Source organism: Paenibacillus turpanensis, assembly GCF_011421635.1.
Taxonomy (GTDB): Bacteria; Bacillota; Bacilli; order Paenibacillales; family YIM-B00363; genus Paenibacillus_AK; species Paenibacillus_AK turpanensis.
The window spans coordinates 65645-92628 of the sequence record NZ_WTLI01000011.1; the positions used below are offsets into that span (position 1 = coordinate 65645).

The 26984-nt window shown below is 49.5% G+C and carries 28 protein-coding genes and 1 riboswitch; of the genes, 19 read left to right on the top strand and 9 right to left on the bottom strand.

What is annotated here, in order from left to right; genetic code table 11:
• Positions 1 to 6 precede the first annotated feature (6 nt).
• The 3 genes from GQS10_RS11785 to GQS10_RS11795 are packed head-to-tail and all read right to left on the bottom strand — an operon-like array spanning position 7 to position 1299.
• Positions 7 to 129, bottom strand: coding sequence for a cyclic lactone autoinducer peptide (locus GQS10_RS11785; RefSeq protein WP_166242325.1), 123 nt, complete (start codon positions 127 to 129; stop codon positions 7 to 9).
• Positions 126 to 677: an accessory gene regulator B family protein gene (locus tag GQS10_RS11790; protein WP_243735129.1), complete on the bottom strand. Its 552-nt coding sequence runs from the start codon at positions 675 to 677 to the stop codon at positions 126 to 128. The genes GQS10_RS11785 and GQS10_RS11790 overlap by 4 nt, the downstream gene beginning before the upstream one ends.
• A gap of 7 nt (positions 678 to 684) precedes the next feature.
• Positions 685 to 1299 (bottom strand): hypothetical protein, encoded by a 615-nt coding sequence (locus tag GQS10_RS11795; protein WP_166242329.1) that lies wholly within the window; start codon positions 1297 to 1299, stop codon positions 685 to 687.
• A 524-nt stretch (positions 1300 to 1823) separates the two neighbouring features.
• On the opposite strand from GQS10_RS11795, the gene racE reads away from it, so the two are divergent.
• The 5 genes from racE to GQS10_RS11820 all read left to right on the top strand — a co-directional run bounded on the left by racE (position 1824) and on the right by GQS10_RS11820 (position 4969).
• A complete protein-coding gene (racE, locus tag GQS10_RS11800; protein ID WP_166242331.1) occupies positions 1824 to 2639 on the top strand; it encodes a glutamate racemase in 816 nt (271 codons plus the stop codon).
• Between the two features lie 75 nt (positions 2640 to 2714).
• Positions 2715 to 3923, top strand: coding sequence for a M14 family zinc carboxypeptidase (locus GQS10_RS11805; RefSeq protein ID WP_166242333.1), 1209 nt, complete (start codon positions 2715 to 2717; stop codon positions 3921 to 3923).
• 236 nt (positions 3924 to 4159) lie between these two features.
• Positions 4160 to 4345, top strand: a complete 186-nt coding sequence (locus GQS10_RS11810) for a hypothetical protein (RefSeq protein WP_166242335.1) — start codon at positions 4160 to 4162, stop codon at positions 4343 to 4345.
• 90 nt (positions 4346 to 4435) lie between these two features.
• Positions 4436 to 4738: an iron-sulfur cluster assembly accessory protein gene (locus tag GQS10_RS11815; RefSeq protein WP_166242337.1), complete on the top strand. Its 303-nt coding sequence runs from the start codon at positions 4436 to 4438 to the stop codon at positions 4736 to 4738.
• 3 nt (positions 4739 to 4741) lie between these two features.
• The gene (locus GQS10_RS11820; RefSeq protein ID WP_166242338.1) at positions 4742 to 4969 is read left to right on the top strand and encodes a YuzB family protein; all 228 of its coding nucleotides are present in this window, start codon (positions 4742 to 4744) and stop codon (positions 4967 to 4969) included.
• Between the two features lie 52 nt (positions 4970 to 5021).
• Here the strand turns inward: GQS10_RS11820 and GQS10_RS11825 are convergent, their stop codons facing one another.
• Positions 5022 to 6077, bottom strand: a complete 1056-nt coding sequence (locus GQS10_RS11825; RefSeq protein ID WP_166242340.1) for a YheC/YheD family endospore coat-associated protein — start codon at positions 6075 to 6077, stop codon at positions 5022 to 5024.
• A 205-nt stretch (positions 6078 to 6282) separates the two neighbouring features.
• A riboswitch (cyclic di-GMP riboswitch) is annotated at positions 6283 to 6367 on the top strand.
• 86 nt (positions 6368 to 6453) lie between these two features.
• On the opposite strand from GQS10_RS11825, the gene GQS10_RS11830 reads away from it, so the two are divergent.
• From GQS10_RS11830 to GQS10_RS11840, 3 genes are all read left to right on the top strand, one after another.
• Complete coding sequence (locus GQS10_RS11830) at positions 6454 to 6747, top strand: hypothetical protein (RefSeq protein ID WP_166242342.1); 294 nt, start codon at positions 6454 to 6456, stop codon at positions 6745 to 6747.
• Positions 6748 to 6893: 146 nt separating this feature from the next.
• A complete protein-coding gene (locus tag GQS10_RS11835) occupies positions 6894 to 8900 on the top strand; it encodes a peptidoglycan D,D-transpeptidase FtsI family protein (RefSeq protein ID WP_166242536.1) in 2007 nt (668 codons plus the stop codon).
• A gap of 14 nt (positions 8901 to 8914) precedes the next feature.
• Positions 8915 to 10360, top strand: coding sequence for a CAP-associated domain-containing protein (locus GQS10_RS11840; RefSeq protein ID WP_166242344.1), 1446 nt, complete (start codon positions 8915 to 8917; stop codon positions 10358 to 10360).
• A gap of 161 nt (positions 10361 to 10521) precedes the next feature.
• Here GQS10_RS11840 and GQS10_RS11845 read toward each other — a convergent pair whose 3' ends face one another.
• Complete coding sequence (locus GQS10_RS11845; protein WP_166242346.1) at positions 10522 to 11658, bottom strand: THUMP domain-containing class I SAM-dependent RNA methyltransferase; 1137 nt, start codon at positions 11656 to 11658, stop codon at positions 10522 to 10524.
• A 151-nt stretch (positions 11659 to 11809) separates the two neighbouring features.
• On the opposite strand from GQS10_RS11845, the gene GQS10_RS11850 reads away from it, so the two are divergent.
• Positions 11810 to 12433 carry an O-methyltransferase gene (locus tag GQS10_RS11850; RefSeq protein ID WP_166242538.1) on the top strand — a complete coding sequence of 208 codons (624 nt, stop codon included), beginning with the start codon at positions 11810 to 11812 and terminating at the stop codon, positions 12431 to 12433.
• On the opposite strand, the gene GQS10_RS11855 is transcribed toward GQS10_RS11850, so the two are convergent.
• The gene (locus GQS10_RS11855) at positions 12411 to 13619 is read right to left on the bottom strand and encodes an MFS transporter (protein WP_166242348.1); all 1209 of its coding nucleotides are present in this window, start codon (positions 13617 to 13619) and stop codon (positions 12411 to 12413) included. The two genes, GQS10_RS11850 and GQS10_RS11855, sit on opposite strands and share 23 nt — an antisense overlap.
• Positions 13620 to 13735: 116 nt before the next feature.
• Between GQS10_RS11855 and GQS10_RS11860 the strand changes: the two genes are divergently transcribed.
• From GQS10_RS11860 to GQS10_RS11870, 3 genes are all read left to right on the top strand, one after another.
• The gene (locus tag GQS10_RS11860) at positions 13736 to 15304 is read left to right on the top strand and encodes a spore coat protein (protein ID WP_166242350.1); all 1569 of its coding nucleotides are present in this window, start codon (positions 13736 to 13738) and stop codon (positions 15302 to 15304) included.
• 263 nt (positions 15305 to 15567) lie between these two features.
• Positions 15568 to 16650, top strand: a complete 1083-nt coding sequence (locus GQS10_RS11865; RefSeq protein ID WP_166242352.1) for a CapA family protein — start codon at positions 15568 to 15570, stop codon at positions 16648 to 16650.
• A 26-nt stretch (positions 16651 to 16676) separates the two neighbouring features.
• On the top strand, positions 16677 to 17306 hold the full coding sequence (locus tag GQS10_RS11870) for a fumarylacetoacetate hydrolase family protein (RefSeq protein WP_166242354.1): 630 nt from the start codon (positions 16677 to 16679) through the stop codon (positions 17304 to 17306).
• A gap of 57 nt (positions 17307 to 17363) precedes the next feature.
• Here GQS10_RS11870 and GQS10_RS11875 read toward each other — a convergent pair whose 3' ends face one another.
• Positions 17364 to 18542, bottom strand: a complete 1179-nt coding sequence (locus GQS10_RS11875; protein WP_341805055.1) for an HD domain-containing phosphohydrolase — start codon at positions 18540 to 18542, stop codon at positions 17364 to 17366.
• A gap of 209 nt (positions 18543 to 18751) precedes the next feature.
• Here GQS10_RS11875 and GQS10_RS23655 point away from each other — a divergent pair, with 209 nt between their 5' ends.
• From GQS10_RS23655 to GQS10_RS11885, 3 genes are all read left to right on the top strand, one after another.
• Positions 18752 to 19108, top strand: a complete 357-nt coding sequence (locus GQS10_RS23655; protein ID WP_341805056.1) for a hypothetical protein — start codon at positions 18752 to 18754, stop codon at positions 19106 to 19108.
• Positions 19086 to 19340 (top strand): hypothetical protein, encoded by a 255-nt coding sequence (locus GQS10_RS23660; RefSeq protein WP_341805057.1) that lies wholly within the window; start codon positions 19086 to 19088, stop codon positions 19338 to 19340. The genes GQS10_RS23655 and GQS10_RS23660 overlap by 23 nt, the downstream gene beginning before the upstream one ends.
• A 73-nt stretch (positions 19341 to 19413) precedes the next feature.
• A complete protein-coding gene (locus GQS10_RS11885; protein WP_166242356.1) occupies positions 19414 to 20211 on the top strand; it encodes a lipoyl protein ligase domain-containing protein in 798 nt (265 codons plus the stop codon).
• A 31-nt stretch (positions 20212 to 20242) separates the two neighbouring features.
• Here the strand turns inward: GQS10_RS11885 and GQS10_RS11890 are convergent, their stop codons facing one another.
• The gene (locus GQS10_RS11890; protein ID WP_166242358.1) at positions 20243 to 20968 is read right to left on the bottom strand and encodes an alpha/beta hydrolase; all 726 of its coding nucleotides are present in this window, start codon (positions 20966 to 20968) and stop codon (positions 20243 to 20245) included.
• 183 nt (positions 20969 to 21151) lie between these two features.
• Between GQS10_RS11890 and pdhA the strand changes: the two genes are divergently transcribed.
• The 4 genes from pdhA to lpdA are packed head-to-tail and all read left to right on the top strand — an operon-like array spanning position 21152 to position 25974.
• Complete coding sequence (pdhA, locus tag GQS10_RS11895; RefSeq protein WP_166242360.1) at positions 21152 to 22216, top strand: pyruvate dehydrogenase (acetyl-transferring) E1 component subunit alpha; 1065 nt, start codon at positions 21152 to 21154, stop codon at positions 22214 to 22216.
• 35 nt (positions 22217 to 22251) lie between these two features.
• Positions 22252 to 23229: an alpha-ketoacid dehydrogenase subunit beta gene (locus tag GQS10_RS11900; RefSeq protein ID WP_166242362.1), complete on the top strand. Its 978-nt coding sequence runs from the start codon at positions 22252 to 22254 to the stop codon at positions 23227 to 23229.
• A gap of 27 nt (positions 23230 to 23256) precedes the next feature.
• The gene (locus GQS10_RS11905; RefSeq protein ID WP_166242364.1) at positions 23257 to 24558 is read left to right on the top strand and encodes a dihydrolipoamide acetyltransferase family protein; all 1302 of its coding nucleotides are present in this window, start codon (positions 23257 to 23259) and stop codon (positions 24556 to 24558) included.
• Between the two features lie 3 nt (positions 24559 to 24561).
• Positions 24562 to 25974, top strand: coding sequence for a dihydrolipoyl dehydrogenase (gene lpdA, locus GQS10_RS11910; protein WP_166242366.1), 1413 nt, complete (start codon positions 24562 to 24564; stop codon positions 25972 to 25974).
• Positions 25975 to 26130: 156 nt separating this feature from the next.
• Here the strand turns inward: lpdA and GQS10_RS11915 are convergent, their stop codons facing one another.
• Positions 26131 to 26901: an alpha/beta fold hydrolase gene (locus tag GQS10_RS11915; protein WP_166242368.1), complete on the bottom strand. Its 771-nt coding sequence runs from the start codon at positions 26899 to 26901 to the stop codon at positions 26131 to 26133.
• Between the last annotated feature and the right edge of the window lie 83 nt (positions 26902 to 26984).

The window sequence follows — 26984 nt, forward strand, 5'->3', positions numbered from 1 at the left end:
GTAAGATTACTTGTTCAGCAATTCTGCCGGAGTTTCCGGACGGTGGAAGTAGAAAGTGCAGCTCGTCGTTGCAAAAAGAGATGCTACTGCTACAAGAACAAGATTTGCGATAATAGCGACTTTTTTCAAGCTCCTCTCCTCCTCTCTAAGAAATTGACAAGCTGGTATGCCTGTTTAGTTATTGTTAATGACTGCGCTAAAAACGCAGCCGATAACAACGAGGATTGAATCATCAGGTTAGAAAGCACTAGGAGTAACGCGGCAAGCTTGAGCAAAGGGTAATATTTCTCATCCAGTCTGCTGTGTCCTTTCAGGCCACTTGGCGCATAGATGAGTATAATAATCGCGCATACAATGGTGCATGCAAATCCTGCGTACCAGTAATCCCAGCTGACGAAGGATAACAGCGTTAGAATGAGCGCGGAAGCAACTGAACAAACCGTTGATGAGGAGAGATGAGCTCCGCCGCTTAGGAAGCGGGCAGCAGCAAAGGCAACGAGGATAATCGCAGCTTTGCCTAAAGTGCCTGCAATAGCGGTCAGGCCAATGGTAAGAACAATAGTAAGCAGATTATTCAGTACAATGATAAGAGAATATACGAGCACTGCTTCGGAGGCAGCCTCGGAATGCTGATTGCGAATGGATCTTGCAATTTTGACAGCCCCATTTTCGATCATGCCCACGTTATTTATTCATCCTCTCATAACGTTCCTCGATTTGCTTTAAATTACGCAAATATATGATATACAAGGATATGCATAAAATAGCAATCAAACCAGTTAAAATCATGATTAGAGAACGCTGTTCCGTGAAAGAAACATAGGCAAATTGGGTGCCTGCAAGAGTAATGATAATGAATATGCCTAAAAAGAGGTTTAAGCTTTTAACAGTGTATTTCAGCTTGAACCGATTCACAATAAACATAAAGCCGAGTCTTTTTTTCTCGATGAAGAATACTAGAAGAAAAATGATAATCGCTGTCGAGGATTGCATGATTGACTCGCTTAGATTCGAGGAAATCAAGGATGCATTCGTTGTTAAGCCGATCTCAGTCAGCAGTGCGACAAGCAGGGTTTGTACAACCACAAAGGTAAGAAATCCCGTAATCATCACTAACGTTGAATATAGAAAAGGCAGGTTAAAGGATAGTGATAGAAGCAGGACAAACAACAGCATGTACGTAACCGGTGCATAAATTTCTAAGTTGAGAAAGTCACGTTGAAACAGCGACATGAGATTGATGACTGATGCGATCCCGATAATTCTGCCAAGGGCATATCGTACAGGAATACGATACATGGAGAGTGATAAAACCACAAAAGCAGTACCTTCAAGGATTGAAGTTACTATTTTAAGTAAGTATGTGTAATCCATGGATGTCTCCTTCGCCCTTTCAGGCTTATTCCTATTTTACGACAAGTGATGAAATATGCAATATAGTCAAAAGGAACTATTTTTTTACAGGTTAATATTTGGAAGAATGCATAAATAGTAAGAATGAAAACGCTTCGAAAACCGTTGAATGTTATATATACGACAATAACTACAATGGTACCACTTTATCGTACAACAATTGATAATCTTTGTCGATATAAGGGATAAATATTCTAAGAGAATAAAGAGAACAATTTCGCGCGTTTCAATTTATTCAACAGCAGGAAGCAGGGCTTTCAAAGACGGATGAAGTTTGCATCGTGTTTACAATTTGGACTGCATTTTTTCTGCATTTTCTGTCGTTGCAAAGGCACCTTTTCTATGAAATAATCATATTCTACCGTATCGAGTGCAATTATTCTCAACATGGAAAAGGAAGCGGTGCAGCTGTGCCATCTTCACAAGCAATAGCAATTTTAGACTCGGGCGTAGGCGGCCTAACGGTTGCCAAAGAGGTCATGCGGCAGCTGCCGCAGGAACAGATCATTTACTTCGGCGATACGGCGAGAACACCATATGGCCCCCGGTCAGCAAATGAAATTGTAAAATTCACGATGGAAATTGTCGATTATTTGCTTCAATTTCAGCCTAAGCTGCTCGTGATCGCCTGCAATACGGCTACAGCCGTAGCCATCGATCATATCCGCGCGATGGTATCGATTCCGGTAATCGGGGTAATTACTCCCGGTGCGAGAGCAGCGATTAAGTCAACACGAAACGGCATTATCGGTGTGATCGGAACGGCAGGGACGATACGCAGCGAAGCGTACGATCAAGCGTTAAAAAGAATTTCCCCAAGCATACAGGTATACAGTAAAGCCTGCCCTTCGTTCGTACCGCTCGTGGAGCGGGGTGTTTTTTACGGAGAAGAAACGGATTTGGCCGTATCGGAAGCTTTAGCGGGGCTAAAGGAAACACCCATTGATTGTTTAATCCTTGGATGCACTCATTATCCATTTTTGAGCGAATCGATTCATTCCTTTATGGGGCCTGATGTGACACTGATCTCATCGGCTGACGAAACGGCAAGAGAGATCAGCACTGTACTATATCACCGAGGGCAATTGGCGGAATCGCAGGAATTGCCGATCCATCGCTTTTTTTGCAGCGGCGATCCGGTGATGTTCCAACGTATTGCGCAAATGTGGCTGAACGAGCATATTACGGTCACACCGGTTGTGTGGCAGGTTCCTCGTTTCATTTAGAATAAGTCGATATCACATGAATAGAGCCCTCTGAGCATAAGGTGGAACATAACCTTGCGCGAAGGGGGCTTTTTCATGTGGTTTTGGGCTGAGGTTGGACCCGAAGACACACTTGGGCGTATGGCGAGACGCTTTCGAATAAATACAGCTTCGCTGACTGCAGCAAACCCAGAGCTGGGTGAAAGCGGAACGGTGGTTCCCGGACAGATGCTGCGGATTCCGAAAGCGGGAGACCGTCTTCATCACATCCAGCCGGGGGATGATTTGGAGAGCATCGCCGAATCGTATCAGATCACGCAGTCAGCTTTATGCAGCGCCAACGGCTTACATGCAGCATCCGGACTTGCGAATCAGAGCTGGATACGCATCCCGGCAAATAGTGAGAAGGCATGTATCGTTGATCCTTCGTATAATTACGGCTTTTTAGAATTGGAGGAAGACATCCAAAGTCTCTGTGCGAAATACCCGTTTCTTCGCTTAGGCTCAGCGGGCGCATCTTTTCTGGGAAGAGAGCTTCATGTGCTGGAGCTTGGAACCGGGCAAAGAAAAGTGCACGTCAATGCGGCATTCCATGCGAATGAATGGATCACCTCTCTTCTACTAATGGGCTTTATGGAAACGGCTGCGGAGGCGGTTGCCCAAGATACGAGCCTGCTGGGCTTTAACATGCGCCGTTTATTGGAAGAGACGACACTCGTTGCCGTGCCGATGGTAAATCCGGATGGGGTCGAGCTTGCGATTCAAGGATTACGAAAAAATCATCCTCTCTTTGAGGAATTGCTGGAGTGGAATGGTGGGTCAACGGATTTTACCCAATGGAAGGCAAATGCAAGGGGAGTTGATTTAAACGATCAGTTTCCTGCACATTGGGAAGTCGAAGCGGCGCGAAGGGAAGCGATCGGTCCGTCGCCCCGAAATTACGGGGGCGATGCGCCGCTCACAGAGCCGGAGGCCATCGCAATGGCTGAGCTTACACGCAGCGGCCGCTTTGATCTGGTGGTGGCTCTGCACACTCAGGGACAAGAAATTTATTATAATTACCGCGGAATGGAGCCGCTGAACTCGATCGATATTGCAAAGCGGATGGAAGCGGTCAGCGGCTATAAGCCGGTTTATTTAGAGGGCAGCGATGCAGGCTACAAAGATTGGTTTATCCAAGAATTCCGCCGGCCGGGTTTTACGGTGGAGGCAGGGCTTGGTGTCAATCCGCTTCCGCTTTGGCAATGTCCGGAAATGCAGAAGCAGATTAACGGAATTATCATGTGCGCACTTGCGGAGCGGTAGCTCCGTTTTTTTTAACGTTATAGAATTTATAAGTTTCGCTGAGGTCGGAACGAGTAAATTCTATACCAAGGAAAACTACCGCTTAATGACGTACCCGCTTCTTTGAAAGGACTTCGATAGAAGTTTTTCTTATAGCGTTGAAATCGTTCACTCTAGACTAAAAATTGAACTTGATGCTGCGGGAAGTTACAATAATAGATGCTGTTTTGATTTTACGTGAGGGGAATTGGAATCCGTTGAATATATTTGGAATAACCTCGATCATTTCTGTCGTATTCATTATCGCCTTGATCGTGTCAGGATCTGTGTTTAGAGAGCGGTCCGAGGCTTATCGTAATCGAGCGAGCTTGATCGTGATCGGGGTATGGATCCTGACCGTAGCCGTCGCGGTTGTGATCACAGCGACTATTTCTAAGGGGTAGGCCGGTCTGATGGACCGCTCCTGCGAGGCAGGGTTGCGGAACAAGCGCCGTTTGGCTACAATAGGTTAAAACTTATTTTGAGGTGCCGGTATGAATTGCAAAATTACAAGAAACGCAGCAAAGGTTATTTTGGCCGAATTAGAAAAGGAAGAAAATAAAGAGCTGAAGCTGCGCGTGATGGTAACACACAGCCATGGCGACCATGCCCACTACGGGATGGATTTAGATACAGCGAAAGAAAACGATGCGGTTGTATCGACGGATAAAGGGGTTGACGTACTCCTTGACCGCAATGAGCCAATGCTTGACGGCGTAAAAATTGATTACTTGTATTTTCCTCAAGAAGGCTTCGTCATTACGAATCCGTCCAAGGGAAATCACGGCGACCATTAATCTATGGCCAATGATATACGCATCTGCGATAAGTGCAAGCATATCCGGTTAAAAACGATCGTTCCGAAGCTGCAGAAGCTTGCACCGGACGATGAAATCAAAATCGGCTGTAAATCGTATTGCGGGCCATGCTCGCGTTTTGCTTTTATCTTTGTTAACGGAAGATATGTAACCGGTAAAACCGAAGATGAAGCAATCGAGAAAGCAACGAAATATATAAAGAAGCCGTAAAATAGGAACGCCGGTTCGGGAAGCGGAAGCTCGCTTACCGAACCGGCGTTTTTTACGTTTTTATTTTATTTTTCTCAAGCAAATGCCTTGCGTATTGAATTGGGGCACGGAAGCCCGCGTCCATCGCCTCCGGACCGAACAGCTGGAGTACGGATTTGCCGGGTTTAATATTGACCTCAATCAGCCATACTCTTTGCTTCCGATCAATCGCAAGATCGACTCCAAGCTCGCAAAACCGTTTGCCGTACACACGCTCCAATACTTTAGGAAGGCGGCGGGACAGGCGTTCCACTTGCTTGAGAATCGCCTTTTGATCCTCATCGTTGAAGCGTTTGGCAAGACCTTCCTCTAAAGGCTCCGCCGTTCCTCCGCTTTTCAGGTTTGAAGTGATCTCTCCATCCTTGCCATGCCGGATCGCTTGTGCGCTTATGATCCATTTTCCCAGACCGTTTTTTTGCAGCAGAATACGAACATCGTTCGTTCGTTCGTGCTCGTCGCGAATGTCGATCCATTGTTGGATCAAGTATCGGCGCTTTGCAAGCAGAGCTTCAAGCCTTGCGGCCGCCTCCGAACGCTTGAACGAATAACCGGGTTCTCCGGATGGCTGAAAGAAGCAGCTTTTATCGGGCTGCTCTGAAAATTTTATAATTCCCTTGCCGCCTTTTCCATTTAACGGCTTAATCATAACCGTGCGATACCGACGTACCATTTGAAATATATCATCCGTGGTTTTGGCCAGCTTCGTTGGAAGCAAGAACGGCCGAATCGAGGTGTTCAAAAGCTGCTTGTGGATTCTCCATTTATTCCCAAGCGCATAGCCTACAAAGGGAATCGATGGATTCGCTTTAATTTGTTTTACTTTACGAATAGTGGCACGATTGGAGTAATAGCCGATATCATGAACGATGGAAGGAAGGGGGCACTCTGTTTTCTCCCAGCCGCTCGAATTCCGTACGAATCCTTGAATGCATTGTTTCGACAAATTAACGCTGCTTGGAGTAAATACGATGATATCGTCAAAATTTTCCTGCTGGGCCGCGCTCCGGTATCGGTCCCAAAATCGAGGCCGCGGCGACTTCGATCCTGTCATGATGCCCAAAATGTGCATATTCACCGCTCCCGTTAACTAAAATCTTTCTTCCCTCTACAGCATATTCATTACTGGGCAAGAATGTTCAGTTTGCCAATCGTTCACTAAAATTGGTTATCGACAAATTGGGTAGATTGAACTATTATAATTATGAAAAACACGAATTGTGTCGCATTGGAAAAATATGCGGCTGAACGTACACTTAAGCAATAAACTCGCAGGGTTTCGAGAGCGGCAAAGCTTGTGAAAGCAAGTGACGCAAAACTACAGGGGCTAAAGCAGAATTGCAATGCCAGCCAGTTGCCGAAAAGCGATGACCGTAAGGAACCATCCAGCTTTTTCGAATAATGCGAGCTCCAAATGATAGAATGGGATAAGGGGAGCCGTACATAACATGATGGATGGTACACAGGAGGCCTTACGGCAGGGACGTATTCTTCAGGTCGGAAAAGACTGGATCGGAGTAATTCATAAAGGGGAAGGTCCTGTTTTTTTTGTCAATCGTATGATGTACCCTTTACAGGGCAGCGATTGGGACATTGAACTGTTTCTCGGAAAATGCGGAGCGATGTTTACTTTTTACTGGGAAGGTGCAGCCGTTATTTCCGTGAAGCTGAAGGAGCATGTCGATGTGCTGCTGGGGATCCATGATGATAGCTATGGCGGCAGGCAAGCAGGCATGCGGTAAGAGAATGTCAATAGGGAATCAGAACGGAGCGTCTTTCTTAGGAATGGCGCTTTTTTGCTTTGAATGGTTCTTATTGGAGATTGGAGCGGTTCGGTCTGTCGTGGTATAATTTTGAAAGGGGAAAGGAGTGCAGAAGCTTGGTTAACATGGATGATGAAGAATTAAAGGAAATTACACGGCAGAGGCAATTTACGCTGCGGTTAAATATATTTTTCTTTGCTACGTTTGTGCTTTTCTCGGTGCTCATTGTAAATTTGGCAATCCTGCAGTTTGTCAGAGGGAAAGAGCTGGCTGCACAGGAGGCGAAGATTGGGTCGATGAGCTCAAAAATTGCGCCGATCCGTGGAAATATTTACGATGCGAACGGTTATCCGATCGCATATTCGGTTTCGACGCAGACGCTGTTTTACCGCATTGAGCCAGGCATGAAAAAGCCTCATTATATTGAGCTGGCATACCGGCTGGAGGACATTTTTAAGAAGCTGGACGAATCGGCGGCCGCCCGGGGCGTGGCTCCGGTGAATGCCGTCTTGACTGCGGAAGAGATTATTAAACGGATGGACGTCGGCTTCGATTTAGAAGGAAAGGCGACCAAGGAGCCAAGCTATTATGCTGTGCCGAGGGTCATTAAATCGGGCTTGAATAACGAGGAAATCGCTTATTTCATGGGGCATCGCGACGAGCTTCCGGGCTTTGAGATCAATGAGGAAAGCATTCGCAAATACCATGATGACAATGATGAATATATCGCCGCCCAATTGATCGGCTATTTGCGTCCGTACAATACGGAGCAGAACAATAAAAATTCCCCGTACTTCGGCAAAAAAACGGACTATCTTCCGAATGAATATGTAGGGATCGATGGAATTGAGCTGATGTACCAGAATGAGCTGCGCGGTAAGAACGGAGTGAAAAGTTACCCTGTCAATGCCGAGCAAAAAATTATCGGGAAGGTTTCCATAGAGAAGCCGGTCAAAGGCGAGAACTTGTTTTTGACCATCGATAAAAACGTACAGCTGGAGGCGCAGCGTGCGATAAGGCAGAATCTTGAGTATATGAAATCAGCAGAAGCAAGGGCGTTAAAATTCCCTTACCTTGGGAAAAATGCTGCTTCGGGATATGCCGTAGCAATGGAGGTTCAGACGGGACGGGTGGTTGCCATGGCCAATTTCCCGGATTACGATCCAAACATTTGGCATGGTGGATTGAGTAATCAACAACTCTTTGATATTAGGTTTCGGTACGCGAACGGTACGATCCGCGAACGGTACACTGATGTCCCAAAAGGGGAGGACCACGGAAATCATCCGAGCTCACTAGTCCCGCTAGGCTCGACCGTAAAGCCTTTAACCGTGCTCATAGGACTCAATGAGGGGATCATTACATCACGGGAACGTTACTACGACTCTGGTAAATTTTCCTATGGACGGGATAATTCGACGATTCGTAATGCCGATGAAACGGCATTTGGCAATATAACTGCGGAATCCGCGATCCGATTCTCTTCAAACACCTTTATGGGGGAAATGATTGCACTTCGCTTGTATAACAAGCATGCAGGCGAGACGATAAAGGTGTGGGATTCGTACATGAAAAAGTTCGGTCTCGGCGTGGATACAGGGAGTGGATTACCTTACGAGAATGCTGGGGATCTTTATTGGGAGAAGCTGGACGAAACAGTGCAGTCACAGATCGTCTTCGCATCCTTTGGACAGATGGCTCGATACACCACTTTGCAGCTTGCGCAGTACACGACAACCCTTGCGAATCGCGGCAAACGGTTGAAGCCGCTGCTTGTCGATTCCATTCGTGATTCCGAGGGGAATCTGGTGAAGCAATTTGAACCGGAAATTTTAAATGAAGAGAAATTCCCTGCAGAATATTGGAATTTGATCCAGCGGGGGATGGAGAGTCCGGTTTCCGGTTTTGACAACTTCCCGCATACACTCGTTCGTAAAACAGGTACATCCCAGTCGAGTATCCGTGGAAGCATTGTCGATAATGCCGTATTTATCGGCTATGCTCCGGCGGAGAATCCGAAGCTTGCTGTAGCGGTTGTCGTTCCAGAGGGCGGGTACGGACGTTATGGTGCTGCTCCGATCGCACGTAAAATTTTCGACGCATACGACCAGTATTACGGATTAAACAAATAGGGGAGAAGAAATAGATGAAGAGATATGGCAAAAAACTAGTTGCAGCTGTTGTCGCGTTCGGGATTTTTGCCAGTCTTGCAGGCGGGCCTGTCAGCGGCTCAGCCGATGAGATTTACCGGGATCTTGGCGGACATTGGGGCAGGGCGACGGTGGAATGGGGCGCGAAGCTCGGGATCGTCAACGGTTTCCCTGACGGTTCCTTCCGTCCCGACGATAAGGTAACTCAATCGCAGTTTGTGACGATGCTGCTGCGGGCTTTCCCGAAAAGCGGGGTAAGGTCCGCGGTGAGTGGGGATTGGTACAAGCCGTATTACGATAACGCTGTTTCCCGGCAATGGCCTGTTTCTCTGGAGCAGCGCGATACTGCGCAGACCCGCGGTGATGCAGCACGAATTGTGGCGGCCGCACAAGGCAAGCTGCTGGGTGTCGATGCAGCTGTTCAATATTTGCTGGACACGGGGTTAGCGAAGGGGAAAACCTCGGCAACCCTCTCCGGTTTTGGCAAGAACGATGCTGTAACACGAGCGGAAGCGGTCCAATTCATTAAAAACGCTCTGGACAGCAAGATGCAGCTTAGCGATTCCGCCCAAGCCGCCAAGGTCCAAAAAGATCGGGAATATGTGATTCGCGGCATCTCGCTCGGAATGAGCGAAAAAGATGTGAAAGCGGCCTTGGGCCAGCCGAACCGGATCGATGCCAGCGAATACGGATTTCAATGGTATATCTATAACAAGGATTATTCGAAGTATGTCCAGGTAGGCGTTCAGAATGGAGAGGTCGTCGGGTTGTATTCGAATTCGAACAATTGGACCTCCAAATCGGGAATTAAAGTCGGTATGGGTGCCGATGATGCCCGCAGGAAAAGCGGATTCGCTCTCGACAGCATTCTAAAGGGGAATACGCGTTACCTCGTGCCGCAGACGGGCGAATTTGATTTGTTTTTGCAGGATGGAGCTTACGTTACGCTATTCTATGATAAGCATGAAGATATGAAGGTGACGGCGGTACAGGTGATTGAGGAGCAGACGGAGCTGGCTAAGGAAGGGTTCTACGGTACCTCAAGCGATGCAATAGGCCGAAGCTATGAGCTGCAAATTTTTGACTTGGCGAATGCAGTCCGTGTGCGTATGGGGTTAAAGCCATTTGCATGGGATGACAAGCCTGCCGGAACGGCAAGAAAACATGCGGTTGACATGGCGGAGCGTGATTTCTTTGAGCATACGAACCCGGACGGTGCGAATGTAGGCGATCGGCTGGAAACGGACCAAATCGCTTACCGTTTAGCGGGTGAAAATATTGCAGCCGGGCAAACCAGTGCTATCTTTGCGCATGAGGGCTGGATGAATTCCGAAGGGCATCGGAAAAATGTGCTGGGCGATTTCGAGCGCCTTGGCGTCGGGGTTGCCTTTGGCGGAAGATACCATGTATATTATGCACAAAATTTCTACACTCCATTCTAAGGATCAGTTATAGGCTCACGTTAAGCGAAAAGCCCTGCACTCCCGTAACGATATGAACGGGGAGGACAGGGCTTTTTTACCGTTTCTAGGGCAAAAAGCTGCACATCACGAACATAGGGAATACCCTTGTGCGGCAGATGTAACAGCTCGAAGCGTCTATCCTAGCTGCGTGGAGGAAGCGGGCCTAGGTATTGATACAATTGACACTCGATCCGTCCGTTGTAAAGCTTGCGCTTCTTCTCGGCTTTGCGTCCGATATACTGCTCAAATTCTTTGTTTGGACTAAGTGCAAACAAAGACCATGAAGGATAATGGATGAAGGAAGAGCCGAATTGCTTAAGCGCTGCATCTGCTTCCTTTTCCGTGCCCAGCCGCTCGCCGTAGGGCGGGTTTGTAATAAAGCAGCCGTAATCGCCGGTTGGGCGAATTTTCGCTGCAGGACCAATGGACAAGCGAATTTCGCGGTGCAAGCCGGCGGCCTTAACCGCTGCTTCCGCGACCTCAATCGCGCTAGGGTCGATGTCGGAGCCGGCGATTTCAAGCGGGATATCGTCCTTTACCGAATCGTACGCTTCATCGCGCACATCGTCCCAGATGTCCTCACCGATCTGCGGCCATTGATCGGAAGGAAACGTCCGCCGCAGGCCCGGCGCAACATTCCACGCAATGAGCGCTGCTTCGATAGGAATCGTTCCCGACCCGCAGAACGGATCGTACAGCGGCCGGTGCGGCCCCCAGCGCGACAGGATTACCATCGCGGCAGCGAGTGTTTCTTTAAGCGGGGCCTCGGTAACGAGCTTCCGGTACCCGCGCTTATGCAGGCTAGGGCCTGTGGTATCAATTGTCAAGGTAGCAATATCTTTCAGCAGGGCTACCTCGATCACATACCTCGGTCCTGTTTCTTCAAACCATTCGGTATGATAGCTTTGCTTCAGCTTCTCGACAATCGCTTTCTTTACAATGCCTTGGCAGGCGGGCACGCTAGTCAGCTGAGATTTATGGGATTTCCCTTGAACAGGAAACTCAGCGTCTCCTCCGATCCACTGCTCCCAAGGCAGCGCTTTGGTTCCTTCGAACAGCTCGTCAAACGTGCTGGCCGGAAAACGCCCCATCCGGATCAAGATCCGGTCGGCCGTGCGAAGCCACAGATTAGTCCTCGCAATATCTCGAACCGTCCCATAAAAGGTAACGGACCCATTATCCGTCTGCTGCTCTGTATAGCCCAGATCCATCAATTCTCTAGCGACAATGGCCTCCAGCCCCATCGGGCATGTGGCAACGAGCTCTAAACGTTCCATCATTTTCACTCCGACTCGGTTGATATGGTAAACTGAATTCATTATAGGGGAAAGCGGGAAGCGGCACAAATAAACGAGATTGAACAATAGGAGATGAATAGCATTGGCAAGAAAAGAAGAAGCATATGATCCGGCTTTGGTTCAGCAATATATGGATTCTTTATACATAAAGGATGCGGAGCTTGAACGAATAAAGGCATCGATCCGTGAAAACAGTATGCCCGAAATATCAGTTGAGGATAGTTATGGGAAGCTGCTGTCTTTGCTGGTCAAAATATCGGGGGCCAAGAAGCTTCTCGAAATCGGTGCGTTGGGCGGTTACAGCGGATTATGCCTACTGCGGGGTCTGGAGGGGGAAGGAAGTCTAACCTCTCTCGAGCTTAAACAGGAATTTGCCGATGTGGCTCATGCGAACCTGAAGCAGGCTGGGTTCAAAGGACGTGTTGAATATCGCATTGGCGAAGCATTGACTACCCTTCAGGAGCTGGAGAACGAGGGGAGGACCTTTGATTTCTTTTTTATCGATGCGGATAAAGGGAATTACCCCAACTACCTGGAATGGGCGATCCGTCTAGCGAATCCGGGAGCAGTTATAGTGGGAGACAATCTTGTCATGAGGGGACGCATATTTAAAGCCGAGTCCACCTCCCCTTCCGTGCAAGCAATGAAACGCTTTAACGAAATGATGGCGGCGGATTCTCGGCTTGAAGGCGTGCTGCTCCCAGCTTATGACGGATTGGCAATCGCCAGAGTTAAGACGAAGTCGAACGATTGACCCCGCGCTCTCGCAGCTGGACGTAAGCCCAAGCTGCGCCGCAGAGCAATATTCCGGTAGCCATAACGAAAACCCCCTGTATGGTGATTAAGCCGGACACGGCTCCTCCGATTGTGGGGCCAAGCATATTGCCAAGGCTAAGGGACGAGCTGCCGAAGCCGTAGGCCCGGCTTTCCATGCCGTCAGGCGTAAATTTGCGGATCAGCGAGTTTACGGTAGGGATCATCCCGCCAATGAAAAGTCCGAGAATAAAGCGGACGGTTAACAATTGGCCAACGTTGGTTACAAAGGCTTGCGGGAGGGTGGCGATTGCTGCACCGATCAGCGATACGATTAATATCTTTTCTCCCCCAATCCGGTCCGAAAGCTTTCCCAGCAGCGGAGAAGCGATCATATTGGAAAACCCGGTAACCGAACCGACCAGCCCTGAGAATAAGGCAAGCCGCTCCTCGCCGTGAATTTGCTGCACGAACAGCGGCATCAGCGGCATGGAGCTCATCATTGAAAATTGAATAATAAAGGTGGTAGCCAATAAGACAGGGATTTGTCTGATTTTCGCCAGCTTCCGAAAGCCCTCTGCAACGCTGATGGAGGGCTTTTTTGCTGCTTCCTTCTTATCGAATTTATCTTTGACGGTTAAGAGCGCGAGCAGGGAGGAGGTAAACAGCAGTCCTCCGGTAATATAAAAGATCGGCCGAAAGCCGCTAATTTCCGCCAAGACCCCGCCGATGACCGGACCAAGAATCGTTCCGGCCACCATCCCCGACTGCAGCGTGCCCATCGCGAAGCCCATCCGTTCTTTCGGCGCGGAGGCTGACATTAAGGCCACAGCCGCTGGAACGAAGCCGGAGATCGTCCCGTTCAGGACGCGGAGCAGCAGCAGCTGCCACGGATTGACGGCGAAGCCCATCAGCGTCATGACGGCCGCCATACCGAAGCCGGATCGCAGCAGCATTACTTTTCGGCCGTAGCGGTCGGCGACCTTGCCCCAGAACGGCTGAAATAGAAACGCCGTAATAAAATTGCCGGCAAAAATAACTCCCGCCCATACCGCCACCTCATGGGGATCCGTAACTCCCATTTCTTGAATATAAAGAGGCAAAAAAGGGACGATCATCGTCATCCCCGACATAACAAAAAATTGTCCGAACCACAAAACGGCCAAGTTTATTTTCCATCGCTCCATCGTTGTCTGCTCCGTTCTGTCCAAGAAAATTGTAATGATTTCCTATAAGTATGCATAAAAACTTCCGTTTTGGCAAAAGGTACCTAATAGAATGTTTATGAAGGAGTGTGAAGGAATTGCCATTCGGAGCTCATGAATCGATGGAAGTTCACGAAGTATTAACGGAAAAGATTAATATGATTGATCACTTTGCAATGTACGCTCAGCAGGCGCAAAGCAGCGAGCTGATGACGATGCTGGAAAATCATTTGCAGGAGACGATTCATTCTTACGACGAACTTGTAAGCTATACTCACGATTATAATCAAGCAGTGCCTGTACCGACGAATGCGGGGATGCCTGCAGCGGATTACGAAAGTATCCGTTATGCGCTGCGTCAGCCGGCGCCGGTTGGTCCTCAAGCCGGAGGAACGCTCGATGACCGGCAAATTGCAACGGCCGTTCTGCTGGCTCATAAAAACTCGGCGAAGAACCATATCACGGCCGCATTAGAATGTGCGGACCCGAATATTCGCCAAATGCTTCTTAATGGTGCGGTGATTTGCACAAATTTTGCTTATGAAATATTCCTTTATATGAATCGTGAGGGGATGTATCAGGTTCCTACGATGCGCGACCATACGGCTAAAACGATGCTGCATGCATTCCAGCCTTCTCAGCCGCAAATGGCGGAACAGCCATATCTGGAAGGAAGCAGCGGACAAGAGAATTATTACGGCTCAGCTGCCCAAAGCCAAACTGGGGGTTATGAGACTGCGAGATACAACGAGATGTCCGCTCAGACGATGCGCCAAGGAGGCGCCTCGTCGGCAGGATACGGTGGTGCCGGGACAAGCTATAATCCAAACAGCGGGTTGAGTTATCAGAGCAATTCATCTTATACCGGATCCAATGCAGCAGGCAGCTATGCCGGCTCGTCTTATCCAAATCAAAGCGGTTATATCGGCACTTCCGCTTATGGCAATCCGGAAAATAACGGGTATATGAACGCTAATCAAACGGGGTATGCTGGAGGACGAAGCCAAAACTACAACGTAAACACGGGCTTTGCAAATAACCGAGAGTTTTCTGCCGGTCAGGGCTATGCCAGCACAGCAAATGCAGTCTATGGCGCAAGCGGTGCAAGCTCGTCCAACGTGTCGGGCGGAATGGGTGAAAACAGCATGAGCTACATGCAGAATCCTTATTACGCCAGCAATGCAAACCAGATGAATACCAGCATGAAAATGGGCTCACCTTACGGAGGCATGAACCCAATGAATACAAGCTACAGCGGCATGAATTCAATGAACCCAAATGCAGCAAATCGTCAAGCTTATGCGAATCCGCAAGCCGGTTATCAAGCACAGGGCGGCTATGAGCAATCGCAAAGTCATGCTCCGTTCCCGGCGGAAGCGGGTGCGCCCGAAAATCTGCTACTGGCCGAGCAGCAGGCCGAGGAGATGAAGGCTAGCACGAAATCTCCGAATCGCGAGGCGGCAGCTCAAGATGGCGGCAAAAAGACGCAAACGGCTTCTTCACGCAGTGCTTCTTCCACAGGGGAGAAGGCGGAAACAACCAGCGCAACGAAAACGGGCGCATCGACAACGGCATCTCGCGTTCGCTCCCGTTCCAAGTCGGCTTCGACGGAGCAGGACAAGCGTGATAATGTGTTTGCCGGCGGTCCAAGCGGCGTCAACCATTAAATAAAAGATCAGCCAGCGGCGATGCAAAAACCGCTGGCTTTTTTCATTTTGTCACGGGTTTGAATCCGCTTCTTCACAGAAACCACCAAGACACGAGCAGTAACCGATGCTATAATATCGATATGGAAAATTCTCGCAAGCAGTCCTTTGAAGCCCGGAAAAAGAAGCTTCGGAAACAACGGTTGCGCAGATTTCGGCTAATAGGCGCCTGCCTTCTTGTCCTTATTATTGTTGGGACCGGAGTTTACTTTTTTAACAGTCAAATGAAGTCGCCGGAAACCGTTTCGGAACGCTCTAGGGAAACGGGAACCGCCAAGGAAGCGGAGGAATCGGGAGAGCGGAACTCAGGCTCGGATGGGGTGTCTGAGCTTCCTGATCATGGAGATCGGGTCAGACTTGCCTTTGTTGGAGATATGATGTTCGCAGATAAGGCCGGGGAAATGCTGGAGCAGCACGGTTACGATTATCCGTATATCCATGTCGGTCGTTTATTGAAAGATGCGGACATCACCGCTGGAAACTTGGAAACCCCGATAACGGAAATTGGGGAGCCTGCGGAAAAGAAACAGTATTCCTATCGATCTTCCCCGAAAGCAATTCCTCCTTTAGCCGATTCGGGCATGGATGTTTTGAATTTGGCGAACAACCACGCCATGGACTACGGAACGGCGGGTCTTCTAGATACGATAAAGCGCTTGCGTAAGGCTGGCCTTCATACGGTAGGAGCAGGAAAAAACGCGGACGAAGCGTACCGGGCGGCAATCTTAGAAGCCAACGGAATTAAGGTTGCGTACGTCGGCTTCAGCAGAGTCATCCCTAAGATTGATTTTTATGCTACGAAGACAAGAGCGGGTATGGCTGAAACTTACAGTAAGGACAAGGCTGTTTCGGCAATTAAGCAGGCGGGAAAGCTGGCTGACCTTGTGATCGTCATCGTACACTGGGGAGAGGAGCGTAAAGAAACTCCTGTCGTTTATCAACGGGAATTAGCAAGAGCTTATATTGATGCCGGGGCGGATCTAGTAGTAGGCAGCCATCCGCATGTGCTGCAGGGCTTTGAGGTATACAAAGGCAAATGGATAGCGTACAGCCTCGGTAATTTTATTTTCACGATAAATCCTAATAAGCTCACATGGAATTCTGGCATTTTGCAAGCGGACTGCGGCAAAAGCGGCGGCTGCTCGCTTTCGTTCGTTCCGGCTATAACGAAGCTGGCTCAGCCTGTTCTTTTGGAAGGCGAAGAAAAACAGGCTCTTTATCGAAAGCTTACCGGCTTATCTATAAATGCAGAATTAGATAAGGAGGGGCGAATTCGGGAACGCAAGCAGCAAGCAAGTAAAGATTGATTTCACAAAGACGGGATGGATACAGTATGAGCCAACAAGTGAGAAATGTATTTTGCGTAGGAAGAAACTATAAGCTGCATGCGGAGGAGCTCGGAAATGACATACCGACCGAGCCGATGATTTTTTCGAAGCCGACGCACGCGTTGGTCCCTATGAACGGGGGAACTGTCCAGCTTCCAGCGGGTGTAGGAGGAATTCACTACGAAGCGGAGGTTGTGATTCGAATTGGCAAACGGTACGAAGCAGGCGCTTCTGCAAACGATGTGATCGATGCCATTGCGCTTGGAATCGACTTTACGCTGCGGGATGTGCAGAGCGAGCTGAAGAAGCAGGGATATCCGTGGCTTGCCGCCAAAGGATTCCGGAATTCTGCGCCGATTACGGCATTTCATCCGTTTCCGGGTCTGGAAACGCTGCAGAGCAGCACCTTTTCGCTGTTGAAAAATGGCGAGGCAGTGCAGCTGGGTGATACCTCTCTGATGATCTTTCCGTTTCAACGGATCGTGGAGCACGTTGGCGGCATCTACGGTCTGGATGAGGGGGATATCATTTACACCGGAACACCGGCTGGAGTTGGAGCTACAGAGGACGGGGATCATTTCGAAATCCGATTCGGTGAGGAAGCCTGGGGGACATGTACGGCGCGAATTGGATAAGCACTAATCCAAATGCAAAAAGGCCGAGGGAGCAATCATGCTTCCTGAGGCCTTTTTTTATTCGGTATGCATTTTGTCCTGATATTGATCACGGATTTGAATGATTTCGGGCAAACAATCCATGAAAGCATCTACGACCTCCGGGTCGAAATGCTGTTCCCGTTCTTCTTGAAACAATTGCAAGATCCGGTCGAGCTCCCATGCCTTTTTGTAAACACGATCGCTCGCCAGTGCATCGAATACATCGGCAATTGCCGTAATCCGGCCAAAAATATGAATTTCTGTGCCTTGAAGCCCGAGCGGGTACCCTTTGCCGTTCCATTTTTCATGATGCTCGTATGCCACAATCGCTGCGGTTTTGAGAATGCGCCGGCTGGAGTTTTTTAATAAACCGTAGCCGATGGTTGTATGTGTTTTCATGATATCGAATTCTTCGTCGGTTAGCTTACCGGGCTTCTTCAGGATCGAATCCGGAATGGCAACCTTTCCGATATCGTGCATCGGCGATGCGATTTTTAACAGCTCGCATTCTTCATCGGGAATACCGAGTCTCTTGGCGATCAAATAGGAGTATTCAGCAACCCGTTTAACATGGTTCCCCGTTTCCTTGCTTCGGCTTTCGCCGATTTCACCCATCGTATAAATGATTTCCTTCTGAGTCTCTTCAATTTCCTGATGCAGCATAACCGACTCAAGCGATTTTCCCGCATAAGATGCAGCCAGCTCCAGGTATTGCAGATCCTGAGGCGAGAACACTTGAGCATCCGTCAGCTTATTTATGGCCTGATAAGCACCAATCGTAACTCCCTCATTATTTCGAAAAGGTACGACCAGCATCGCCTTGGTGCGATATCCGGTCCGCTGGTCAACGGCAACAGCCCCTTTGTCCAGCATTTCGCGGAATTCTGCATTCGTATAGGCATTATCTATGAAAACGGGCATTCCCGTTTGAACGGCGTGTCCGACCAATCCGGCATTTTTGGGAATACGGATGCCTTCTACCCCATGAGCTACCGTTGTGTACAGCTCGTCGGTCGCGGGATCGATGAGCCAAACCGAGCAGCGGTCGGATAATATCATATCCCGGCCCATGTTCGCCATATGTTTAAGTACGCGGGTAAGCGATCGTTCATTGGCGATCTTCGCGGTGTACTCGAATATGACTTTTAGCATTTGCTCAGGGGTTAAATCTTCTTTGCGCTGTTGCTCATGCTCCATGCTGTTTTCATTGCGCACGTTGTATTCTCCCTCATACGGGCAAAGCCCGTTCTTTTGTTACTTCGTCCATGATGTGCATCCCCATTTTACCAAACCTGCGGCCGCCTTCCTACATGTATTTTCGCTGAACACCTTCGAATTTTGGACAAGTTATGGAAAAATTTACTAGTAAATTCGTCGAAAATTCGTTATTCTTAAGATAGTGATGAAAGAAGGAGGCTGCCGTCATGTATCAGCTGAAGGATCGGGAATTGATATTTGTTTTTACGGGTCCGGACGGCTCCGGGCGAAAATCCCTTGCCGATGCGGTTGGAATGACGCTGGAAATGCGGAAGGTGCTTTCCTATACGACCCGGGAGCGCAGAGCATTCGAGGTGGAGGGCCAGGATTATCATTTTGTCACCAGGGAACAGTTTTACAAATGGTTAGGAGCGGGTGAATTTCTTGAGGCGGTCGAAATTGACGGCAACTGGTACGGAATCCTTAAGCAAGGACGTCGAGGAAATGTTCCGAAAAATCGGCTGTATTTATTTGATTATCAACCACGAGGGTGCGGAAATTTTGAAAACGCTTTACGGGGATAATGTAATTCGTTTGTTCATATATGCGGATCGTGAAACGGTTCGAAAGCGGCAGCAGGAGCTAGGCTTAGCGGAGGAAGATATCGAGCGGCATATGAGTCATTATGAGGAAGAAATGAGTTACATGCCAAAATGCGAGCATGCCTTTGAAAATATAGATATCGGGCATACGACGTACGAAATTACGAATGTGCTGGAAGGTTATTTACAGCGCGACTTGGTAGATAAGGATTAAATTCGGTACAATGGGCATAACCGCAAGCGGTTAATGTCCATTATTTTTTTGCAGGATAGGGGTTCGTCACAACATGGAAGCTCATCATTTTCGTATTATAGATAACTCACAGCTTTTATGGCCAAGCCCGCTGTATCCGTTCGCCCTGGAAGACGAGCTAATGAAGCAAGCGGAGCCAGGCGGGGATATTATTGTCCATTTCTGGAAAGAGCCTAGCGGGTTAATTATTGGGCTGCGGGACCGGAAGCTGCCCGATGCACCGGCTGCCATGCAGGAATTGCAGAAGGAAGGAAGACGCGTAGTTGTTCGCCATTCAGGCGGTGCGGCCGTGCCGTTAGATTCGGGTGTGCTGAATGTAACCTTCATTTTCCCTTCCGCTAAGGGGAATAAATCGGCGTTTGCGGACTACCGCGGCGACTTTCAGTTTGTTTCCTCCTTCGTTGCGGAGGCACTAGAGTCCTTTGCGCAGGTCAAGGCAGGAGAAATTGCTGGGTCATACTGTCCCGGCGAATTTGACCTGTCCATTGAGGGACGGAAGTTTTGCGGAATTGCCCAAAGAAGAACGCTGCAGGCGAGAGCGGTTCAAGCTTTTTTCGTCGTTGAGGGGAAAGGAGAAAGCAGAGCACAAGCTGCGAGACGCTTTTATGATCGTGCAGCTCTTGGGGCCGAAGAGGGCCAGTATCCTCAGGTGCTGCCGGAAACCATGGGAAGCTTATGTGAGTTAGCTGGGATCGATTCGACGACACAATTCAAAGCTCTTATTGCAGCGCAGCTGGACAAGCTCGGCAATATTACATGGTCTAAGGACGGCACAGAGCCGCAAGTTATAATGAAGACCGTTGCCGAGCTCGCTGCTAGATACGATCGCTAACTAACGGTGTGTCACTCTCTAGGCGAAGATGCTATTTTTTTAGAAAATAGGAAAGCGCCTCGGGCATTTCCTGCTGCCAAAAGCCCCAAATGTGCGTACCGGGCTTTTCTTGATAAGTGAGCTTCGCCGCCTTCTGCTCCAATAACGCCCGGGTATGGCGGTTCCAGGCAAGGAAATCAAAGGTGCCGCGTTCTGTTTTGACCGCGGTTTCTTCGGTTCCAATTACGCTGTACAGCTTAAGCCAAGACAAGTCGCTTTGTTCGGACAAGGCATCGGCCGTCGTCTGCAGAAAAGCCCCGGACATGGAAATGACGCGTTGAAATAAGTTGGGATATCTTAGGGCAAGATGTAAAGAGACAGTGGCTCCTAAGGAATCTCCGGCCAAGATGCGCCCTTCCCTTTGCACATTCCATTTGGACTCAATAAAAGGAAGAAGCTCCTCGGCGAAAAAGGTTGTGTAAGCTTGGTGCAGATCCCCTTCCGGAGTATACTCCGCTGTCCGTTTTGTTTTGTCCACATCTACGCCTACGACGATAAAGGGCTCGATGCCCTCATCCAAAATCAACTGAACGGCATGTGTTGCAATGCGGCCGAAGTTAAAAAAATCTTCACCGTCCTGACAGTAAACGACAGGTGCCGACACGAGCTCGTGGTATCCAGGAGGGATCAGCACACGGATCGAACGCGCGTCCGATAAGGTGCTCGAAGCGACAGTTTCTTTTACAATTGTCCGGTTATAATAACGTGAGTTATCCATACCATTCACCTTGTTTTCCTCTGTTATATAATTTGCTTTCGTTTTATTATAACAGAAAAACTCAAACAAATAACGACTTCTTATGGAAATATACAATATTGTATTATATAATCTATGAAGTCTGTATTACTTATTTCACATTTGGGTCTTATTTTAAATACGAAGAAACAGTGAGGTGTTCGCATGAGCAAGGCGCATGAAGTACGCATCGACGAAATTAAGCCGTTGTCCGTGCTGGCTGAGGATGGAACGGTCGTAAATCAAGACATGGTTCCGCAAATGTCCGATGAGCAGCTTCGGGAATTGATGAGACGTATGGTATTTACCCGCATTTGGGATCAGCGTGCAGTAAGTCTTAGCCGTCAAGGTCGTCTTGGTTTCTATGCACCGGTTTCCGGTCAAGAAGCGTCGATGGTCGGCAGTGAATTTGCACTTGATAAAGAAGACTGGGTATGCCCAGGTTATCGCGACATGCCGCAGCTCGTATGGCATGGTTACCCGATGTATCAGGCGTTTTTATATTCCCGCGGTCATCAGCATGGCGGCCAAGTACCGGAGGGCGTAAACATTTTGCTGCCGCAAATTATCATTGGCGCGCAAATCGTTCAAGCTCCGGGCGTTGCTATGGGTTTAAAGCTGCGCGGCAAGAAGAACGTAGCGATCGCATACACCGGTGACGGCGGCTCTTCCCAGGGCGATTTCTACGAAGGCATGAACTTTGCAGGCGCATTCCAGCTGCCATGCATTTTCTTCGTGCAAAACAACGGCTACGCGATTTCGACGCCACGTGCAAAGCAAACTGCTGCCGAAACGATTTCGCAGAAGGCAGTTGCAGCGGGCATCCGCGGCATTCAGGTAGACGGCATGGACGTCCTTGCGGTTTACAAAGCAGTAGAAGAAGCGCGTGAGCACGCATTAAATGGCGTTCCGACTTTGATCGAGGCGTTGACTTACCGTTTCGGGCCGCACTCCATGTCTGGCGACGATCCAACAAAATACCGTACAAAAGAAGAAGCGACAGGCTGGGAAGCAAAAGACCCGCTCGTGCGTTTCCGCAAATATATGGAAGCAAAGAAGCTTTGGTCCGAAGAAGACGAAACAAAGACGATCGAAGAAGCAAAAGAATATGTAAACGCGCAAATTAAGAAAGCGGAAGAAACGGAAAAAATGACGGTGGCGGGCCTTATCGATTCGATGTTTGAAACGACGCCTGCGCATCTTGAAGAACAGAAGGCGTGGTTTAAGTAAGTTTAAAATCGAACGATAGGGAGGGCTGCACAACCATGGCACAATTAACAATGATTCAAGCAATTACGGAAGCAATGCGGCTTGAGCTGCAGCGCGATCCGAATGTAATGGTATTCGGGGAAGACGTAGGCCACGTCGGCGGCGTATTCCGCGCGACAGAAGGTCTGCAGAAGGAATTCGGAGAGCACCGCGTATTTGATACCCCGCTTGCGGAATCCGGCATCGGCGGTTTGGCAGTGGGTCTTAGCGTACAGGGCTTCCGTCCGATTATGGAAATTCAGTTTATCGGCTTTATGTTCGAAGTTATGGACTCCATTTGTGCACAGGCGACTCGTCTTCGTTACCGCTCCGGCGGAAGATACAATGCACCGATGGTTATTCGTACACCGTTCGGCGGCAACGTAAAAGCTGCAGAGCTTCATACGGACTCGCTGGAAGGCATGATGCTGCAAACACCAGGCATTAAGGTTGTTGTTCCATCGAACCCTTACGATGCGAAGGGCTTAATGATTTCCGCGATCCGCGATAACGATCCGGTCTTCTTTATGGAGCACCTCAAGCTGTACCGCACATTCCGTGCCGAGGTACCAGAAGGCGATTACACGATTCCATTGGGTAAGGCGAACGTTGTTCGCGAAGGTAAGGACGTAACGATTATCACTTACGGCGCAATGGTTCATACTTCCTTGAAGGCAGCGGAAGAGCTCGCGAAGAATGGCGTAGAAGCCGAAGTAATCGACCTGCGTACATTAATTCCGCTCGATATTGAAACGATTGTGGAATCGATTAAGAAAACAAACCGCGCGATCGTTGTTCAGGAAGCGCAAAAAACAGCAGGTGCGGCAGCAGAAATCATTGCCCAAATTAATGAAAATGCAATTCTGCACCTGGAAGCTCCTGTTCTTCGCGTAGCGGGTCCAGATACCGTTTATCCGTTCGGTCAAGTGGAAGAGCTTTGGCTCCCTGACCCGGCTCGGATTATGAAAGCAGTCAACGAAGTACTGCAATTCTAAACAAACACGGAAGGAGGCTGAACGATAATGGCAAACTTTGAATACCGTTTCCCGGAGCTCGGAGAGGGCCTTCACGAAGGCGAAATCGTGAAATGGCACATTAAAGCGGGCGCCGAGGTAAAAGAAGACGATATTATTATGGAAGTGCAGAACGACAAGGCGGTTGTTGAGGTACCATCGCCGGTTACCGGCAAGGTGCTTGACGTTAAGGTTGCTGAAGGCACGATGTGTACTGTCGGCCAAGTGATCGCTGTGTTTGACGTTGTTGGCGAGCTTCCGCCGCAGGCTGCACACGGCCATGCGGAAGAAGCGGCACCGGCGGCAGCTCCGGCAGCGAAGCCGGCAGAAGCAGCTCCAGCGCCTGCTGCAGCTCCGCAAACGACGACGGCAGCAGAAGCGCGTCCGGAAGCGACGCCGACTGACGTGCTGGCGACGCCAAGCGTGCGCAAGCTTGCACGCGAGAAGGGCGTGCCGATTGCAGAGGTGCGCGGCACCGGCAAGAACGGCCGGATCACTCGCGAGGATGTGCTCGGCTTTACGCCTGGAGCGCAAGGCGAAGCAGCGGCACAACCGGCTGCAGGCGCGGAAGCGGCGAAGGCTCCGGCCGCAGCGGCAGCTCCTGGCGAGCGCGTAGAAGAGCGCGTACCGCTTAAGGGCATCCGTCGCGCGATCGCAAATGCGATGGTGAAGTCGGTATACACGGCACCGCATGTTACGATCATGGACGAGGTTGACGTAAGCGAGCTGATTGCTCTCCGCGAAAAGGCGAAGCCTGTTGCTGAGAAGAAGGGCGTTAAGCTGACTTATCTTCCGTTCATCGTGAAGGCATTGGTTGCGGCTGCCCGCCAATACCCGGTATTAAATGCTTCCATCGATGACGAGAAGCAGGAAATTGTATACAAAAAGTACTACAACATCGGTATCGCTGCCGACACGGATAACGGCCTGATCGTTCCGAACGTCGCAGACGCAGACCGCAAAAATATTTGGACGATCGCAAACGAAATTCGCGACCTGGCTGCTCGCGGCCGCGAAGGAAAGCTTGCTCCGAACGAGCTGAAAGGCAGCACCATTACGATTACAAACATTGGCTCCGCAGGCGGCATGTTCTTTACTCCGGTTATTAACTGGCCGGAAGTGGCGATCCTCGGAACAGGACGCATCTCTCAAAAGCCTGTTGTGAAAAACGGCGAAATCGTAATCGGCAACGTTATGGCGCTTTCCTTGTCGTTTGACCACCGTATCATCGACGGAGCAACAGCACAAAACGCATTGAACTACATCAAAGAGCTGCTTGCTGACCCGCAGCTGCTTGTTATGGAGGTGTAAGCGATGGTCGTTGGTAACGTAACAAACGAGGTTGATGTTGTCGTTGTCGGTGGAGGCCCGGGAGGCTATGTTGCAGCAATCCGTGCCGCACAGCTTGGCAAAAAGGTTACGCTCATCGAGCGCGGCAATGTCGGCGGTGTTTGCTTAAACGTTGGATGTATCCCATCTAAGGCTTTGATCTCCGCTGCCCACCGTTATGAAGAAATGCATGAATCCCATGACATGGGGATCAGTGCGGAAAACGTGAAGCTCGACTTTGCGAAGGTGCAGGAGTGGAAGGACGGCATCGTTAAAAAACAAACCGGCGGTTTGGGCATGCTGTTCAAGGGCAATAAGATTGAAGTTGTTCAAGGCGAAGCGTTCTTCTTGGGCGACAACGTAATCAGCGTTTCCAGCGAGCTGCAGGGCACTCGCTACCAATATAATCATTGCGTGATCGCCACAGGCTCCCGGCCGATTGAGCTGAAGACGTTCCCGTTTGGCGGACGTGTTCTCTCTTCCACGGAAGCGTTGAACCTAAAGGAAATTCCGAAGAGCATGGTCGTGATCGGCGGCGGTTACATCGGCGTTGAGCTTGGTCAAACGTATGCGAAGTTCGGAACGCAGGTTACTATTCTTGAGGGCTCCGATATGGTTCTTCCGGGCTTTGAACCAGAGCTGACTCGCTACGTAGGCAAAAACCTCAAGAAAATTGGCGTTGAAGTTGTAACCAATGCGTTGGCGCAGAGCCAAACGCAAACCGATAAAGATATTACCGTTACGTATACGGTTAACGGGGAAGAAAAGCAGGTAACTGCGGAGTATGTGCTCGTAACTGTAGGCCGCCGTCCGAACACACAAGATATCGGACTTGAGGGCATGGGCGTTAAGATGAACGACCGCGGCTATATCGAGGTCGACAACACGGGCCGTACAAGTGTATCGAACGTCTATGCAATCGGCGATATCGTTGCCGGACCGGCGCTTGCGCATAAGGCGTCTTATGAAGGCAAGGTGGCTGCAGAAGCCATCGCGGGTCATCCTAGCGTGATCGATTACAAGAGTATTACAGCAGTAGTGTTCTCCGATCCGGAGATTGCATCGGTTGGTTATTCTGAATCGGAAGCGAAAGAGAAGGGCATCGAGATTGTAACCGGTAAGTTCAACTATGCTCCGAACGGCCGCGCACAAGCATTGAACAAAGGCGAGGGCTTTGTGAAGCTTGTGGCAAAGAAGGAGAATGGAGTGCTGATCGGTGCGCAAATCGTCGGTCCGAACGCTTCCGACTTGATCGCGGAGCTTGGACTTGCGGTGGAAATGAGTGCAACGCTTGAGGATATCGAGCTTACCATTCACGCACATCCGACGCTGGGCGAAATCGTGAAGGACGCTGCGGAAGCGGCGCTTGGCCATCCGATTCATTCGCTCGGGAAATAAGGAAGCAGCAAAAGATTCATTTTCTTGTACGTAAACGAATAAAAGGCTGACCCGATTTGGCAACCGTCTTGTACGGTGTGCCAAAACGAGGGTCAGCCTTTTTTGTTTGAACAAATTAAACAATTCCGGATTTAAGGCGAAAAGACTAGGCGCAGCCTATACGTATTTCTTCAACCATTCCAGTAAGGCTTCTGTGAACGCTTGGGGCTGTTCCAAATTCGCCAAGTGTCCTGCTTGGTCAATGACCTTAACGGATGCTTCGGAAATGGCGGACGCCATTTGTTTGGCTCCATCTGGAGGAGTAATGCCGTCTTCGGATCCAACCAAGACGAGAACCGGAATTCGGATATCGCCGAGCGAGCTTGTCATGTCTGCGCGTTCCGCCATGGCCAGAGAAGCGGCTGCGATGGCTTCCGGCGATGCTTCTCGGATCATCCGGTCAACTTGCTGTACCAGCTCAGGTTTTACGGTCGAAGCATTCGGAGCGAGCAGCTTGCCAAGCATCGCCTCACTCGCTGCCCCGGATCCATTGGCTATAACTGCTTCGGCCAGCTTGCGTCTTCCTGCTTTACCTTCCTCTGTGTCATTACCGGCTTTTGTATCGGCAAGCACAAGGCCGCCTGCCAGCTCGGAATGGCGTTGGAGCAGCTCGAAGCTCACGTAACCTCCCATCGAAAAACCTACAATAATACATTTGCGTATTTCAAGAGAAGAAAGCAGCTCAGCGACTTGATCGGCCATCTCGGCAATGGTAATCGGGTTCACAACAGGACTTCCCCCAAACCCTGGCAGATCAGGGGCAATCACATCATAATCTTTTGATAACATTTCAATTTGCGGCTCCCACATCGTATGGGAAAAAGGAAAACCATGAATAAGGACTACCGGATAACCTGAACCTTTGCGTACATAATGTAAAGCTGGCATAACATCAACCTCCTGCTATCATTTTGAACTCACTTTATCTACAGCTAGTTCGAGTTACACGAAAATGAAAGGACGTCCGTTAG